This is a genomic window from Solibacillus sp. GQ1 (assembly GCF_059758555.1).
In genome coordinates, this window is sequence record NZ_JCAXEX010000001.1 from 143,262 (window position 1) to 159,981 (window position 16,720).

The 16,720-nt window shown below is 39.2% G+C and carries 19 protein-coding genes; all 19 read left to right on the forward strand.

The genetic code is table 11. The features are described 5' to 3' along the window. Positions 1–6: 6 nt before the first annotated feature. The 19 genes from glyA (at position 7) to AC6CH1_RS00785 (ending at position 16,687) form a co-directional block, all read left to right on the forward strand. On the forward strand, positions 7–1,251 hold the full coding sequence (gene glyA / locus AC6CH1_RS00695) for a serine hydroxymethyltransferase (RefSeq protein WP_498315991.1): 1,245 nt from the start codon (positions 7–9) through the stop codon (positions 1,249–1,251). 220 nt (positions 1,252–1,471) lie between these two features. After that, positions 1,472–2,101, forward strand: a complete 630-nt coding sequence (upp, locus tag AC6CH1_RS00700) for a uracil phosphoribosyltransferase (RefSeq protein ID WP_251689856.1) — start codon at positions 1,472–1,474, stop codon at positions 2,099–2,101. A gap of 109 nt (positions 2,102–2,210) precedes the next feature. After that, positions 2,211–3,365 carry a non-hydrolyzing UDP-N-acetylglucosamine 2-epimerase gene (gene wecB / locus AC6CH1_RS00705; RefSeq protein ID WP_498315993.1) on the forward strand — a complete coding sequence of 385 codons (1,155 nt, stop codon included), beginning with the start codon at positions 2,211–2,213 and terminating at the stop codon, positions 3,363–3,365. 613 nt (positions 3,366–3,978) lie between these two features. After that, on the forward strand, positions 3,979–4,350 hold the full coding sequence (locus tag AC6CH1_RS00710) for an ATP synthase subunit I (RefSeq protein ID WP_251689854.1): 372 nt from the start codon (positions 3,979–3,981) through the stop codon (positions 4,348–4,350). Between the two features lie 30 nt (positions 4,351–4,380). Next, positions 4,381–5,106, forward strand: a complete 726-nt coding sequence (gene atpB / locus AC6CH1_RS00715; RefSeq protein WP_251689853.1) for a F0F1 ATP synthase subunit A — start codon at positions 4,381–4,383, stop codon at positions 5,104–5,106. 77 nt (positions 5,107–5,183) lie between these two features. Beyond that, positions 5,184–5,408 (forward strand): F0F1 ATP synthase subunit C, encoded by a 225-nt coding sequence (atpE, locus tag AC6CH1_RS00720; protein WP_008404451.1) that lies wholly within the window; start codon positions 5,184–5,186, stop codon positions 5,406–5,408. A 167-nt stretch (positions 5,409–5,575) separates the two neighbouring features. After that, positions 5,576–6,097: a F0F1 ATP synthase subunit B gene (atpF, locus tag AC6CH1_RS00725; RefSeq protein ID WP_251689852.1), complete on the forward strand. Its 522-nt coding sequence runs from the start codon at positions 5,576–5,578 to the stop codon at positions 6,095–6,097. After that, positions 6,094–6,630: a F0F1 ATP synthase subunit delta gene (locus tag AC6CH1_RS00730; protein WP_008404449.1), complete on the forward strand. Its 537-nt coding sequence runs from the start codon at positions 6,094–6,096 to the stop codon at positions 6,628–6,630. Before atpF ends, AC6CH1_RS00730 begins: the two co-directional genes overlap by 4 nt. A 29-nt stretch (positions 6,631–6,659) precedes the next feature. Beyond that, the gene (gene atpA, locus AC6CH1_RS00735; RefSeq protein ID WP_008404448.1) at positions 6,660–8,168 is read left to right on the forward strand and encodes a F0F1 ATP synthase subunit alpha; all 1,509 of its coding nucleotides are present in this window, start codon (positions 6,660–6,662) and stop codon (positions 8,166–8,168) included. A gap of 99 nt (positions 8,169–8,267) precedes the next feature. Continuing rightward, on the forward strand, positions 8,268–9,125 hold the full coding sequence (atpG, locus tag AC6CH1_RS00740) for an ATP synthase F1 subunit gamma (RefSeq protein WP_251689851.1): 858 nt from the start codon (positions 8,268–8,270) through the stop codon (positions 9,123–9,125). 49 nt (positions 9,126–9,174) lie between these two features. Then, on the forward strand, positions 9,175–10,590 hold the full coding sequence (atpD, locus tag AC6CH1_RS00745; protein ID WP_008404446.1) for a F0F1 ATP synthase subunit beta: 1,416 nt from the start codon (positions 9,175–9,177) through the stop codon (positions 10,588–10,590). Positions 10,591–10,613: 23 nt separating this feature from the next. After that, positions 10,614–11,021 carry a F0F1 ATP synthase subunit epsilon gene (locus tag AC6CH1_RS00750; RefSeq protein ID WP_079524653.1) on the forward strand — a complete coding sequence of 136 codons (408 nt, stop codon included), beginning with the start codon at positions 10,614–10,616 and terminating at the stop codon, positions 11,019–11,021. A 128-nt stretch (positions 11,022–11,149) separates the two neighbouring features. After that, the gene (locus AC6CH1_RS00755; protein WP_251689850.1) at positions 11,150–11,392 is read left to right on the forward strand and encodes a DUF1146 family protein; all 243 of its coding nucleotides are present in this window, start codon (positions 11,150–11,152) and stop codon (positions 11,390–11,392) included. A gap of 366 nt (positions 11,393–11,758) precedes the next feature. Next, entirely contained in the window at positions 11,759–13,060 is a 1,302-nt protein-coding gene (gene murA / locus AC6CH1_RS00760) for a UDP-N-acetylglucosamine 1-carboxyvinyltransferase (RefSeq protein ID WP_251689849.1), read from the forward strand. 44 nt (positions 13,061–13,104) lie between these two features. Next, positions 13,105–13,245 (forward strand): hypothetical protein, encoded by a 141-nt coding sequence (locus tag AC6CH1_RS00765; RefSeq protein WP_498315997.1) that lies wholly within the window; start codon positions 13,105–13,107, stop codon positions 13,243–13,245. A gap of 236 nt (positions 13,246–13,481) precedes the next feature. After that, positions 13,482–14,384, forward strand: a complete 903-nt coding sequence (gene spoIID, locus AC6CH1_RS00770; protein WP_498315999.1) for a stage II sporulation protein D — start codon at positions 13,482–13,484, stop codon at positions 14,382–14,384. A 49-nt stretch (positions 14,385–14,433) separates the two neighbouring features. Continuing rightward, entirely contained in the window at positions 14,434–15,087 is a 654-nt protein-coding gene (locus tag AC6CH1_RS00775) for a M23 family metallopeptidase (RefSeq protein ID WP_251689847.1), read from the forward strand. A 149-nt stretch (positions 15,088–15,236) separates the two neighbouring features. Beyond that, entirely contained in the window at positions 15,237–15,503 is a 267-nt protein-coding gene (locus tag AC6CH1_RS00780) for a sporulation transcriptional regulator SpoIIID (protein WP_008404436.1), read from the forward strand. 191 nt (positions 15,504–15,694) lie between these two features. After that, positions 15,695–16,687, forward strand: coding sequence for a rod shape-determining protein (locus AC6CH1_RS00785; RefSeq protein WP_251689846.1), 993 nt, complete (start codon positions 15,695–15,697; stop codon positions 16,685–16,687). Positions 16,688–16,720: the final 33 nt, after the last annotated feature.

A 16,720-nucleotide genomic window follows, 5' to 3' on the forward strand; every position in this document is an offset into this window, starting at 1 on the left:
TTGAAAATGGCATTTGAAAAATTAGCAGGACAAGACAAGGCGATTTTAGACGCAATTTTATTAGAGAAAAAACGTCAAAACACAAACATCGAACTAATCGCATCAGAAAACTTCGTATCGGAAGCTGTAATGGAAGCACAAGGTTCATATTTAACAAATAAATATGCAGAAGGTTACCCTGGCAAACGCTATTATGGCGGTTGTGAACATGTAGATGTAGTGGAAAACATTGCGCGTGACCGTGCAAAAGAATTATTCGGTGCAGCATATGTTAACGTACAGCCACACTCAGGTGCACAAGCGAACATGGCAGTTTACCATACAATTTTAAAACCGGGTGATACAGTACTTGGTATGAACTTATCACACGGCGGTCACTTAACACATGGTTCACCAGTAAACTTCTCAGGTATTCTTTATAACTTCGTAGAATACGGTGTAACTGAAGATACTAACTTAATAGATTATGAAGATGTTCGCCAAAAAGCGTTGGAATCGAAGCCGAAATTAATCGTTGCTGGTGCATCAGCTTATCCTCGTGCGATCGACTTTGCAAAGTTCCGTGAAATCGCGGATGAAGTTGGCGCATATTTCATGGTTGATATGGCGCATATTGCCGGCTTAGTAGCAGCAGGCGAGCACCAAAATCCAGTACCGTATGCAGATTTCGTAACGACTACAACTCATAAAACGTTACGTGGTCCTCGTGGCGGTATGATTTTAACTAATGATGAAAAATGGGAAAAAGAATTAAATAAATCAGTATTCCCGGGTATTCAAGGTGGTCCATTAATGCATGTCATCGCTGCAAAAGCAGTATCTTTCGGTGAAGCATTACAACCGGAATTTAAAGATTACGCAAAACAAATTAAAGCAAATGCAGCTGCACTTGCAAAATCTTTAGTTGATGAAGGTGTTGAAATCGTTTCAGGCGGTACAGACAACCATTTACTTCTATTAAATGTGAAATCTTTAGGTTTAACAGGTAAAGTTGCTGAGCATGTACTGGATGAAGTAGCAATTACAACAAACAAAAACACTATTCCATTCGATACAGAATCACCATTCGTAACATCAGGTATCCGTGTAGGTACAGCAGCTGTAACTTCTCGCGGTTTCAAAGAAGAAGATGTAATCGAAGTAGGTAAAATTATCGCTTCAGTTCTTAAAAACCATGAAGATGCAGCAGTAAAAGAAGAAGCACGAAAACGTGTTGAAGCTCTTACAGCAAAATATCCTTTATACGCATAATTGAGTTTAAGCCTTCTATTTACAATATGTAGATAGAAGGCTTTTTTATTAGAAGAAATAACGAATAGATAGGCTACTAAAGCAAATCCTAATTGAAGATATATTTGTTCTATTTTTGTATTATAAAAAGGGCAATTTTTAAAACATTCCTATCATAGTTTTCGTTAACTTTATTTTCTGTTATACTGTTTTAGATAAACAACAGTTAGGAGATGTCAACGTGAGTAAAGTATACGTATTTGACCACCCATTAATCCAACATAAGTTAACTTATATTCGAGATAAAGAAACAGGAACAAAAGAATTCCGGGAGTTAGTTGATGAAGTAGCAACATTAATGGCTTTTGAGATTACTCGGGATTTACCGCTGGAAGAAATTGAAGTGGAAACACCTGTTACGAAGGCGAAAGCGAAAGTATTATCTGGGAAGAAAATGGCGATTGTCCCAATTCTACGTGCGGGTATCGGAATGGTAGATGGCGTATTAAAATTAATTCCTGCTGCAAAAGTAGGTCATATTGGTCTTTACCGTGATCCGGAAACATTAAAGCCGGTAGAATATTATGCGAAACTTCCAGCAGATGTTGAAGAACGTGACTTCATTATTGTTGACCCGATGTTAGCAACGGGTGGTTCAGCTGTAGAAGCGATTAATTCACTGAAAAAGCGTGGCGCTAAAAGCATTAAGTTTATGTGTCTGATCGCAGCTCCAGAAGGTGTAGAAGAAATTCAAAAAAATCACTCAGACGTAGATATTTACATCGCATCTCTAGATGAAAAATTAAATGATCATGGCTATATCGTACCAGGCTTGGGTGATGCCGGGGATCGTTTATTCGGAACAAAATAATAAATAAACGAGACGTCCGTAAGCAGTTGCGGGCGTTTTCTATTAATACGGCAAGTATACTAAACACTTGCAGAAAAAATTAATTATAGATTAGACAAGGAGAAGAATAATGACGAAGAAGTTTAAAGTTATGACGATTTTTGGAACACGTCCGGAAGCAATTAAAATGGCACCACTTGTACTGGAACTGGAAAAGCATCCGGAACAAATTGAATCGATTGTTACTGTAACGGCCCAGCACCGTCAAATGCTTGACCAAGTGTTGGAAACTTTTGAAATTACACCGGATTATGATTTAAATATTATGAAAGACCGTCAAACATTAGTAGATGTAGCGACGAATGCACTTTTAGGACTTGATCGAGTAATGAAAGAAGCGAAGCCTGATATCGTGTTAGTACATGGTGATACGGCGACAACTTTTGTTGGAAGTCTGGCGGCTTTCTACAATCAAATTGCAATTGGCCATGTGGAAGCAGGACTTCGTACAGGTCAAAAATATTCACCTTACCCTGAAGAGATGAACCGTCAGTTAACAGGTGTAATGGCAGATTTGCATTTTGCGCCAACTGAGCAATCTCGTGCAAACCTGTTAAAGGAAAATAAACCGGCAGAAGCAATTTTCGTAACTGGTAACACGGCAATTGATGCATTAAAAACAACAGTCAGTGATCATTACACACATCCTGTTATTGAAAGAATCGGTTCAGATCGAATGATTTTACTAACAGCACACCGTCGTGAAAATCTAGGTGATCCAATGCGCAATATGTTCCGTGCAATTATGCGTCTATTGAACGAGCATGATGATGTTCAGGTTGTTTACCCGGTGCATATGAATCCTGCAGTACGCGAAGTTGCAAATGAAATTTTAGGGGACAACCCACGTGTTCATTTAATTGAACCGTTGGAAGTATTTGATTTCCACAATTTCGCTGCCCGCTCTTACATGATTTTAACGGATTCTGGCGGTGTTCAAGAAGAAGCACCATCGTTAGGGAAGCCGGTGCTGGTTTTACGTGATACGACAGAACGTCCTGAAGGGATTGCAGCAGGTACATTAAAACTTGCGGGAACAGATGAAGAAGTTATTTACAAGATGGCAAAAGAATTGCTAGTAAATGATGAAGCTTATGAAGCAATGGCACATGCATCGAATCCGTATGGAGATGGATTTGCATCAGAGCGTATTGTGGAAGCATTATTGAAATTTGCTCAAAAACAGTTAGTAGAAGAAATTATCGAAAAAGCAGAGACTCGATAATCCAAAAAATTACTGAAATTTACTTAAAAATGAAATTGACAACAGGAATTAGCGTTTTCCTCCTGTTGTCAAGTATTAAATTCGCTATTATTGCCAAAAAATTTTTTCTTGGATATAAAAAATGAAACGACATGGAAAAAACGCATGAAATAGCGAATTTTAGCGTTAGTGAAAAAATGCAAAAAATATTTGTGCATAACTATACACAAATTTGTCAACAATTTGACAAGGAATGTATCTATGTGAAGTTTTTCACCATTACTAATTGACATCAAAAACCCCCTATTGTATGCTTACAAAGGGTAAGAATGATAAGAGTTTCGCCTAGTCAAAAGACGTTGAAACGCTTGTTATATCAAGTTTCTACTAGATTGACAGTTGAAACGAAACTCGTCAATTTGCAACGTTCTATGCGCCTGGATGAAGTCCGTTAAGATTAAGAGACATTTAGAAGTATGAAATGAATGTTCACTATGGAATTTTCCTGAGGTGGAAATTATTTACTACTTGTAACGGCCTCTAATTTTGTAGTGCATTTACTACGTTTTAAATTCATTTAATGGTCGATGAACACTTTCTTTACTCGAAAAAAGTTTCAGGAGATTAACTGCCAATGCTAAATTTGCATCACGTTTTTGCAATGCAGAAGAAAGCGTTCTTTTTTTTGCTTGCTGTTTGTACGTTAGGCTGGGGATTTTCGCCATATGATTCGATATTTGCTGGTATAGCCCTAGGTGCGTTCTTTGGTACGTATAATTTTTGGATTTTACTTCGACGTATGGAAAAATTTGACCGTTCCATTAGTGAAGGGACAAAAGTAGCATCTATCGGTACAGCGCTTCGCTTTGGATCAGGTGTTGCCGCAGTCGCAATCGCAATATCGTTGCCACAATATTTTCACTTAATAAGCACGGTCATTGGGCTGATGATTCCGTACATCTTTTTAGTAGTAGAAAGAGTAGTACATCATATAAAAAGCCACTAAGGTGCATTTGAAAGAGAGGTGAATGCAAAAATGGATCATACAGCTCCAGAGCTACATTTGGATTTAGGCTTTATGACGCTTACTTTCAACTTATCTACAGTACTAACTCTCTTAGTAGCTGCAGTCATCGTATTTATTATCGCGTTTGTTTCAACACGTACACTTGCGTTAAAACCGACTGGTATGCAGAACTTCATGGAATGGGTTATGGATTTCGTGAAAAATATTATTAAGAGTAACATGGACTGGAAAACTGGTGGACGCTTCCACATTCTAGGGATTACATTAATCATGTTCATTGCAGTGTCCAACTTACTTGGTTTACCAATGGGTGGTATTGCTTACGGCAGTGATTTATGGTGGAAATCACCAACAGCCGATCCAGTCGTAACAATGACATTAGCTTCGATGGTTCTAGTATTAACACAGTATTACGGCGTGAAAATGCAAGGTACAGGCGGTTATGCTAAAACATTCTTCCAACCAATGTCGTTTATGTTCCCGTTAAAAGTTATTGAAGAGTTTGCAAATACGTTAACTCTAGGTCTACGTCTATACGGTAACATTTATGCCGGCGAGATTTTACTAACGTTACTTACTGGTTTAGCAGTTTCAAGTGCGTTTGGTTTCTTCGGTGCAATCGTACCAATGATGGCGTGGATGGGATTCTCGATTTTCATCGGGTTTATCCAAGCTTTCATTTTCACTATGTTAACGATGGTTTACATGGCTCACAAAGTGAGTACAGACCATTAATTATAAGTTTCCGCATTCAATGTAGTGCGGTAATTTGAACCAAAAAAAATTACAACATCCAAGGAGGATATTATCAAATGGTAGGTTCAGTAGGTTTATTAGCAGCAGCAATCGCAATCGGTTTAGCAGCACTAGGTGCAGGTATTGGTAACGGTTTAATCGTTTCAAAAACAGTAGAAGGTATCGCTCGTCAACCAGAAGCACGTGGCGCACTTCAAACTACAATGTTCATCGGGGTAGCGTTAGTAGAAGCATTACCGATCATCGCAGTAGTAATCGCATTCATCGTAATGAACCAATAGTCTTCATTAAGATTATTAAATCCAGTGGCGAAGTAGACTTCATTTGAAACCCTTCGCCATTAGTTTTGTGTATAAAAGATATACCCTTTTTATTTAATATTAAATATGAACAAAAAGTATGACAAAATATAGATTTTATTCAAGCTCTTGAAGGGAGTGAAACAATCGTGTTTTTAGACTATCTTGTACTAGGTGCAGGCGCTAGTGGCATTAACTTAGGTGATGCTCTTGCGACTTTAGTGATTTTCTTAGGTTTAATGGCACTTCTTAAAAAGTTCGCTTGGGGTCCTTTAATGGGTATCATGCGCGAGCGTGAAGAGTTAGTTGCGAGCGGTATCGATGCAGCTGAAAAAGCTAAAAAAGAAACACAAGCACTATTAGAAGAACAAAAGAGCCTTCTTAAAGAAGCTCGCACTGAAGCGCAATCAATTATTGAGAACGCTAAAAAGCAAGGCGAAGCAACTCGCGAAGAAATCGTGGTAACTGCACGCGCTGAAGCGAACCGTCTAAAAGAATCTGCTGTTCGTGATATCGAAGCAGAAAGAGAAAAAGCAATCGCTGCTGTACGTGAAGAAGTAGTTTCATTATCAGTACTTGCTGCGTCTAAAGTTCTTGGGAAAGAAATTTCTGAAGCAGACAATAGCGCATTAATTAAAGAAACGATTGCGAAGGCAGGCGAAGCGAAATGAGTCAATCGACTGTAGCAAATCGCTATGCTCAAGCAATTTACGAATTAGCATTAAGCAACAACCTTCTTGCAGAAGTAGGTGCAGATTTACGTGAGATCAAAACAGTATTGGCTACAAACGAAGAGTTTATGGCTTTACTTACTGCTCCGAAAATTTCTACTGATCGTAAGAAAGAGCTTATCGCTCAAATTTTAACGGGTGCACAGCCAATCGTTGTAAATATGGTTCAATTCTTAATTGAAAAGAAACGTTTAAATGAATTAACAGCTGTAGCAGACCAATATCAAGCATTATCAGCTGCCGCTCAAGGCACTGCAGATGCAAAAGTATACTCAACGCGTGAATTAACAGATGGCGAACGTGCAGAAATTTCTGCTGCTTTCGGCAAGTTAGTCGGCAAAGGGCAACTTAACATTACAAACATTATCGATGCGTCATTAATTGGTGGCGTACGCGTTCAAATCGGCAACTATATTTTCGACAGTACTGTAGCGTCTAAGCTAGAGGACTTAAAACGAACATTAGTTGGCTAAATCTTAAGAAATGTGAGAGGTGAACATACATGGGCATCAAAGCTGAAGAAATCAGCAGTCTGATTAAACAGCAGATTGAAGGTTATCAATCGGAATTAAAAGTAAGCGAAGTAGGTACAGTTATCACTGTTGGTGACGGTATCGCTCGTGCTCATGGCCTCGACAACGCCATGGCTGGAGAGCTTTTAGAGTTCTCAAACGGTGTTATGGGTATGGCACAAAACCTAGAAGAAGGTAACGTTGGTATCGTAATTTTAGGAGACTACCTAGGCATCAAAGAAGGCGATGAGGTTCGTCGTACAGGTCGTATTATGGAAGTACCAGTTGGTGAAGCACTAATTGGCCGTGTTGTAAACCCACTTGGTATGCCAGTGGATGGATTAGGTCCAATCAACACAACAAAATCTCGTCCAATCGAAAGTCCAGCTTTCGGTGTAATGGCACGTAAATCAGTACATGAGCCATTACAAACAGGTATCAAAGCGATTGACGCTTTAGTACCAATCGGTCGTGGTCAACGTGAGTTAATCATCGGTGACCGTCAAGTTGGTAAAACATCTGTAGCGATTGATACAATCTTAAACCAACAAGGCGAAGATATGATCTGTATCTACGTTGCAATTGGTCAAAAAGAATCAACTGTACGTAACGTAGTTGAAACTTTCCGTAAGCACGGTGCATTAGATTACACAATCGTTGTAACTGCATCTGCATCACAACCAGCTCCATTACTATACCTTGCTCCTTTCGCAGGTGTATCTATGGCAGAAGAATTCATGTTAGATGGTAAGCACGTATTAATCGTGTATGATGACTTAACTAAACAAGCATCAGCATACCGTGAACTTTCACTTCTTCTACGCCGTCCTCCAGGTCGTGAAGCATACCCTGGTGACGTGTTCTACTTACACAGCCGTCTACTTGAGCGTGCTGCGAAGTTAAACGAAACATACAAAAACGGTTCGATTACAGCGCTTCCATTCGTAGAAACGCAAGCGGGCGATATCTCTGCATATATCCCAACAAACGTAATCTCAATCACAGATGGTCAAATCTTCTTACAATCTGACTTATTCAACTCTGGTGTACGTCCTGCGATCAACGCTGGTTTATCAGTATCACGTGTAGGTGGTTCTGCTCAAATCAAAGCGATGAAAAAAGTAGCGGGTACATTACGTCTTGACTTGGCAGCATTCCGTGAGTTAGAGTCATTCGCTCAGTTCGGATCTGACTTAGACGCAATCACACTTGCTAAATTAGAGCGTGGTAAACGTACAGTTGAAGTTTTAAAACAAGACTTAAACAAACCACTAAAAGTTGAAAAACAAGTTGCGATCCTTTATGCATTAACTAAAGGTCACTTAGATGATATTCCAGTACAAGACATCGTTCGTTTCGAAAACGAATTCTTAAGCTGGTTAGATACAAACCACACAAATGTTTTAGATCATGTTCGTACAACTAAAGAACTTGCTCCAGACGCAGAGTATGTTGAAGCTATCAATGCGTTCAAAAAGACTTTCGCTAAATCTGAGTAAGAATTGAACGGTTTTTCACGCACAATACTGTAGCGTGAAAAACTGGACAACTCTTTTTTAATAAGAGCTTGATAAAAATCTAAAGGTGGTGAAATACCAGTGGTAAACTTACGCGAAATTAAAGGTCGTATTAACTCTACAAAGTCAACGAAACAAATTACGAAAGCGATGCAGATGGTTTCTTCTTCAAAGTTACGTCGTGCAGAGCAAAACGCTAAGTCTTACGTTCCATACATGGAAAAAATCCAGGACGTAGTAGGCGCAATCGCAACAGGTACAAAAGACAGCGGACATCCAATGTTAACTTCTCGTCCTGTTAAGAAAACAGCTTACTTAGTCATCGGTTCTGACCGTGGTCTGGCAGGTGCTTACAACTCAAGCATCTTACGTCAAGTTCAAAGCACTATTGATAAACGTCACAAGTCTAAAGATGAGTACGTAGTTTTAGTAGTAGGTCGTGTTGTTCGTGATTACTTTGTAAAGCGTGGACACAATGTTATCGCAGATGTCGTTGCTCTACCGGACCAACCGTCATTTGCTGATATTAAAGAAATCGCTCGTAATGCTGTTGGTATGTTCATTGATGGTACGTATGATGAACTTTATATGTACTACAATCACTTCGTATCTGCAATTCAAAACGAAGTGACTATGAAAAAAGTTCTTCCTCTAACTGATATTGCACCTTCTTCAAGCAATGCTTCTTATGAATTTGAGCCATCAGGCGAAGCCATTTTAGAAGTATTACTTCCACAATATGCGGAAAGCTTAATTTACGGCGCAATTTTAGACGGAAAAGCGAGTGAACATTCAGCGCGTATGACAGCAATGAAAAACGCTACAGACAATGCAAACGATCTTATTGCAGACCTTTCTCTACAATATAACCGTGCACGTCAAGCGGCGATTACACAAGAAATTACAGAAATCGTTGGTGGAGCTGCTGCCTTAGAATAGGGCGCACTCACCAATGTCGTATAAGAATACGATAGGAGGGTACAAAGTAATGAACAAAGGACACGTTCTTCAAGTAATGGGTCCAGTAGTAGACGTAAAGTTTGCTAATGGTCAATTACCAGCAATTTATAACGCATTAACAGTTACAATTGAACGTCCTAACGAAGCTCCGACTACTCTTGCATTAGAAGTAGCGCTTCACTTAGGTGACGATTCTGTTCGTACGATTGCCATGTCATCTACTGACGGTTTACAACGTGGAGCAGAAGTAACAAACTCAGGAGCACCAATCTCAGTACCAGTTGGTGAAGCTACATTAGGTCGCGTATTTAACGTACTTGGTGAAGTTATCGACTTAGGTGAAGAAATTCCTGCTGAAGTTCGTCGTGATTCAATTCACCGCGAAGCTCCAACATTCGATGAATTATCAACTACTGTAGAAATCCTAGAAACAGGTATCAAAGTAGTAGACTTATTAGCACCATACATCAAAGGTGGTAAAATCGGTCTATTCGGTGGTGCCGGCGTAGGTAAAACTGTATTAATCCAAGAATTAATCAACAACATCGCACAAGAGCACGCAGGTATTTCTGTATTCGCAGGTGTAGGTGAGCGTACTCGTGAGGGTAACGACTTATTCTTCGAAATGACAGATTCAGGCGTAATCAAACAAACAGCGATGGTATTCGGTCAAATGAATGAGCCACCTGGAGCACGTATGCGCGTAGCTTTAACTGGTTTAACAATGGCTGAGTTCTTCCGTGATGAGCAAGGTGCAGACGTACTTTTATTCATCGACAATATTTTCCGTTTCACACAAGCAGGTTCTGAGGTTTCTGCCCTATTAGGTCGTATGCCTTCAGCGGTAGGTTACCAACCAACACTTGCTACAGAAATGGGTAAATTACAAGAGCGTATCACATCTACTACTAAAGGTTCTGTAACTTCGATCCAAGCGATTTACGTACCAGCCGATGACTATACTGACCCGGCTCCGGCTACAACTTTCGCCCACTTAGATGCTACAACTAACCTTGAACGTAAATTATCTGAAATGGGTATCTATCCAGCGGTAGACCCACTAGCTTCAACTTCTCGTGCATTATCACCAGAAATCGTTGGACCAGAACATTACGCAATTGCTACTGGTGTTCAACGTACAATCCAACGTTACCGTGAACTGCAAGATATCATTGCTATCTTAGGTATGGATGAGCTAGGTGACGAAGATAAGAAAACAGTTGAACGTGCTCGTCGTATCCAGTTCTTCTTATCTCAAAACTTCCACGTAGCAGAGCAATTCACTGGTCAAAAAGGTTCTTATGTACCTGTAAAAGAAACTGTTCGTTCATTCAAGGAAATCCTTGATGGCAAATGGGATCACTTACCAGAAGATGCTTTCCGTCTAGTTGGTTCTATTGATGAAGTAGTAGCGAAAGCTAAAGAAATGGGCGTACAAGTCTAATTAGCTGACGAGGAGGAAAAAATATGAAGACAGTTACAGTCAATATTGTCACTCCCGACGGCTCAGTATACGATTCAGAAGTAACGATGGTAATCGCTAAAACGACTTCAGGTGAAATTGGTGTCTTAGCTGGCCATATTCCTATGGTAGCTCCACTTACAATTGGTTCTGTGAAGCTTAAAAAAGCAGACGGCACTACAGATGTCGCAGCGGTTAGCGGTGGTTTCATTGAAGTTCGCCCTGAAAAAATCTCGATTTTAGCTCCTTCTGCAGAAGTTGCTTCTACGATCGATGTTGCCCGTGCTAAAGAAGCTTTAGCTCGTGCTGAAGGTCGCCTTCAAAAGAAACAAGATGACATCGATTTCCAACGCGCGGAATTATCTTTAAAACGTGCGATGAATCGTATCAATGTTCATGAGGGTAATATCTAATGTTTAACAAGCGGGCAGATTCTTTCTGCCTGCTTTTTTTATAGTCATGAAAGAATTATAAGAAGTTAAACAGTTTGGAACACAAATCGCCATCATTTGGGATAAGGTGTTTAAAAGGAGCGGGGAAAATGGATTTATATGTCGAGGCAGGCCAACAAGCAATCGTTAATGTGTTAGCATATATTATATTTATAGGAATTGCCCTTTATGCATTACAAGGACTAAGAATCGAACAATTATTTAAAAAAGGTAAGACTTTTCAAATTCAGCTCTTTTATATTTTGTCGAGTATTGTTATTGGTTCAATTGTAGCGGATTTCTTTTTAAACTTTTTAAGCTGGTCGCAAACGATTCCCTATATTTTTAATTAGTACAGGAAATAGATGCGGTTTTATTTCTTGTAAAGGGGAATAAACGTTTGTTTTCCACTACAAGAAATAAAAATTTCCTAGGAAATAAGAGGTTTGTAAAGTTACATGATTTGGGTAGTTATTTTTAGGAAAGTACTTTTTTGTGAAAATTTGTCTATTCACACTAAATAGTTGCGCTGCGTATTATAATTTAATAGCCTTTTCAAACAAATTAGATTAAAATAGTAATTTGGGTGCTTGAATTACCGCCCTAATAAATGTAGTATATTTTTGTGTGTAAATTGAGTCAAATGAAGTTTAAAATAATTTAAGTTTAATTGAACTTATTCCTTTATTATATGAGAATTGAATTCGGAGGGACGAATTGTGGAGAGAATTATTGTTACTGGAGGTCAGACACTAAAAGGCACAGTACGCGTTGAAGGCGCAAAAAATGCTGTATTACCGATTTTGGCTGCTTCTCTATTAGCTTCTAAAGATAAAAATATGATTAAAGATGTACCAAACTTAGCAGATGTCGGTACGATTGGTGAAGTGTTAAAAAGTTTAAATGCGATTGTCGAATATGATGTCGAGAAAAACGAAATGATGATTGATGCCTCTATGAAGCTATCTAGTGAAGCACAATTTGAGTTTGTAAGTAAAATGCGTGCATCCATTTTAGTAATGGGTTCATTATTAGCACGTAATGGCTATGCACGTGTAGCATTACCAGGCGGCTGTGCAATTGGATCTCGTCCAATCGAACTTCATTTAAAAGGCTTCGAAGCTATGGGTGCAGAGATTTCCTTTGGACATGGTTATGTCGAAGCAAAAGTAAAAGGTGAATTAAAAGGCGCAGAAATCTATTTAGACTTCCCAAGTGTTGGGGCTACTGAAAATATTATGACAGCAGCATCTTTAGCAAAAGGGACGACTATTATTGAAAATGCAGCGAAAGAACCTGAAATAGTAGATTTGGCAAACTTTATTAACGCAATGGGTGGCCGTGTCATTGGTGCCGGTACTGATACGATTCGTATCGAAGGCGTTAAAGAATTAAAAGGTTGCGAACATTATATTATTCCAGACCGCATTGAAGCTGGAACATTTATGGTAGCGGCAGCAATTACTCGCGGAGATGTATTAATTGAAAACGCTGTACCAGAGCATATGACAGCACTAACTGCAAAAATGCGTGAAATGGGCGTAGAAGTTATTGAAGAAGATGAAGGCATCCGTGTGCGCGCAAATGACCCATTAAAAGCGGTTGATATTAAAACAATGCCACACCCAGGTTTCCCGACAGATATGCAATCACAAATGATGGCATTAATGTTAACGGCAAACGGAACAAGTATCATCACAGAAACAGTTTTCGAAAATCGTTTTATGCATGTTGAAGAATTCCGTCGCATGAATGCAGACGCAAAGATCGAAGGGCGTTCTGTATTCATTGAAGGCGGCAAAAAACTTCAAGGTGCCGAAGTATCAGCGACAGATTTACGTGCAGCAGCAGCATTAATTTTAACTGGCCTTGTATCTGAAGGAGTAACTCGTGTTACAAAGTTACATCATTTAGACCGCGGCTATGTGGATTTCCACAAAAAACTAGCTTCTTTAGGTGCAATGATCGAGCGCATCGATTTAGAAGAAGAAGTGTTACAAGAAATCGTTGTGACAGTTTAATAACTAGATTCATATAAACATATAAAGCATTCAGGAAGCGAGATTTGGGCTTACCGGATGCTTTTTTGTTTATGAAGGATAGGGTTTCCGGGGAATTAGAAGGTTTTGACGAGAAAGTAGAACGGTTAGTGCTGAAAGTAGAACAAAGCGCTTTGAATGTAGAACGTTTACAGGGAAAAGTTTAATGTTTCCGTTTGAAAGTAGAAAGGCGCCGTGAATTAGAAAGTCCTAGCGCGAAAGTAGAACAACTCCGTTGGAAAGTAGAACTCGCCGCTATTAAAGCAGAACGATTCCTTCCGAAAGTAGAAACCTTGCACCGCTCTATCATCCGAGAACCCCTCCTAAAACCCCATTCCTCATAAACTAGAAATTCTCTCTCCAAATGAACTCATATTCTTATTGCAAGCTCATATACTGTCTCATGAAAAAAATTATCATTTATTTTATCATTGGCGTCCTATTGTTTTTAGTCCCTTTCACGTTAAAGTCTAAGAAACAAAACTCCATTACTGAATCAACGGAATCTACTACTTGTCCTTTATTTATTAAAGTGAATAATACTGACGTTCCGATTGAAGATTATTTAATTGGTGTAATTGCGGGGGAAATGCCGGCAAGTTTTCATGTGGAAGCATTAAAAGCTCAGGCGATAGCCTCCCGGACTTATGTATTGAAGCAGACCGATTATGGGAAAAAGCCGATCCTCACAACGACAGCGCATCAAGTCTACAATGATCAGGAACTACGAGAAGAAAAATGGAAAACTACTTTTGCAGAAAATGAAGAGAAAATAACAGAAGCCGTCAATCAAACTGCCAACCAAATTCTTACTTATAATGATGAACTGATTACAGCCATGTTTCATGCATCATCCTATCAATATACCGAGTCTGCGGAAAACTATAGTGGAAATCCAGTTCCCTACTTAACAGCAACCACTTCATCTGAACAATTAAATCAAGAACAGATAACGTATACATTTGAAGAAATAAATAAAAAACTCAAACAGAATTTCTCGAGGGCCCAGCTTCAAAATGCGAAGCTGCAGCGAAACGATACGAACCGCATCGAGCAAATTACCATCCATAAAAAAACATGGTCGGGTAGAGAACTGCGCACACTTTTAAACTTACGCTCCACGAATTTCACATGGGAACCGACAGCGACCGGTATAACGATTAAAACTTATGGATACGGGCATGGGGTAGGGATGAGCCAGTATGGAGCAAACGCGATGGCACAGGGGGGATTAACGGCGGAAAATATCCTTTCTCATTACTATCCATCGACAACATTAAAATCGATAAATTATTGTAAAAAATAATGTTTAACTTTCCAATTTCTTGTACACACTTCCATTTGAGGTGATGAATATGAGAGAAGTTAAACAAAAGCCTTCTCAGAAACCAGTTATGCAAAGACGGTGGTTTTGGCCGGCTGTATACGGTGGTATGGCAGTAATGATTGTGGCAGTTATTTTTAGTTTTAATGCATTGTACGAAAGTCAAAATGAGCAGGAACTGATGGAAGAAGTTTCTGCCCCAGCCGACCAGTCGATTGTTCCAACAACAGCGACTGTTACGGAAACTTTGAAGTATCCATTCAAAGAAGAATACTTAAATGAAGTAACGGTTTTGCAGGATTTTTATGACGTCTCAAAAGATGAAGCTACACGCGAAAACTCATTGCTTGTATTTAATCAAGTGTTCACAACATCTACAGGGGTCTCTATCGCAATTAACAGCGAGCCTTTTGAAGTTGTTGCTGCAATGAGCGGAGAAGTGACAGAAGTAAAAATGGATGCATTTACGGGCAACAGCATTACTCTTACACATCCAAATGGTATGCAAACACGTTATAACTCCGTGGCAGATATTCTTGTAAAACAAGGCGATCAAGTTTCACAAGGCGATCAGCTTGCTACTTCACAAGAAAATGAATGGAATCCAAACATTGGCGTTCATTTACACTTTGAAGTAATGGAAGATGGTGTACTGGTGGATCCGAACAAATATTTATCCTTTTGATTATTTAGCAAAATGGATGAATTCGGATATATTTTTAGTAAGTTAACAACGAATCCTGCAAACTACTCCGAATAATTAAGAGCCTATTCACATAAGGTGAAATATTAAGAAGCAAGGCTCTTTAGATTAGAAGTGGAGAGGGAGAGGACGTGCACGAACATATTCGGCAACGCTGCGTTCGTTTGGGTGAACTGTTGGTAGAGACAGGTGAAACCGTGCGTGCACTCGCGAAAATGACGGGATTCTCTAAAAGTACTGTACACAAAGATTTGACAGAGCGGCTAAAACAAGTGAATGAACCACTTGCGCTACAAGTACAACAAGTTTTAACCTATAACAAATCGATTCGCCATTTACGCGGTGGTGAAGCAACACGTAAAAAGTGGATTACAAAGCAACAAGAAAAAAGCATTTAGTCTGTTTTTATAACAACTAAATGCTTTTTTTAGTGATTATTACTTTAGATTTTTACCATTTTAAACCATTATAAAGGAAAATCCTTCCCACAATATTGATGTAATTCAACACTGTATATGATAAAATAACTAAGATAGACATATATAGAATCGTATACATGTTCAAATGGGCGGAAGGAGAATAATGAAACATGTTTTCTAAAGATATTGGGATTGATTTAGGTACTGCGAATGTGCTGATTCATTTAAAAGGAAAAGGGATAGTTTTGAATGAGCCATCTGTAGTAGCAATCGATAAAAAAACAAATAAAGTATTGGCAGTCGGTGAAGAGGCACGTCAAATGGTGGGACGTACACCGGGGAATATTGTCGCAATTCGTCCATTAAAGGATGGCGTAATTGCAGATTTCGATGTAACAGAAGCGATGTTAAAACATTTTATCAATAAATTGGACGTTAAAGGTTTCTTATCAAAGCCACGCATTTTAATTTGCTGTCCGACAAATATTACATCGGTAGAGCAAAAAGCAATACGTGAAGCTGCTGAAAAATCAGGCGGCAAAAAAGTTTATTTGGAAGAAGAGCCAAAAGTAGCTGCAATTGGCGCAGGTATGGATATTTTCCAGCCAAGCGGTAATATGGTCGTTGATATCGGTGGAGGTACAACGGATGTAGCAGTATTATCAATGGGCGATATCGTAACGAGCGAATCGATTAAAGTTGCTGGAGATGTATTCGATAATGACATATTGCAATACATAAAGAAAGAATACAAGCTGTTGATCGGTGAACGTACAGCAGAAAATATAAAAACTACAATCGGTACAGTATTCCCTGGTGGACGCGATGATACTATGGATATCCGCGGCCGTGATATGGTTACAGGCTTACCGAGAACAATCGAAATCAATTCAGAAGAGATTGAGCACGCATTACGTGAATCAGTTAGTATGATTGTACAGGCAGCCAAAGACGTACTGGAAAAAACACCACCTGAATTATCGGCCGACATCATTGACCGAGGCGTTATTTTAACAGGCGGCGGTGCGTTACTGCATGGGATTGATCAGCTGTTAATCGAAGAGTTGAAAGTACCTGTATTTGTTGCTGAAAACCCAATGGACTGTGTGGCAGTTGGGACTGGAATTATGTTGGACAATATTGATCGCGCGGTAAATAAATAAGTTATATTACTTATAATTATCAGTTTTTTGCCG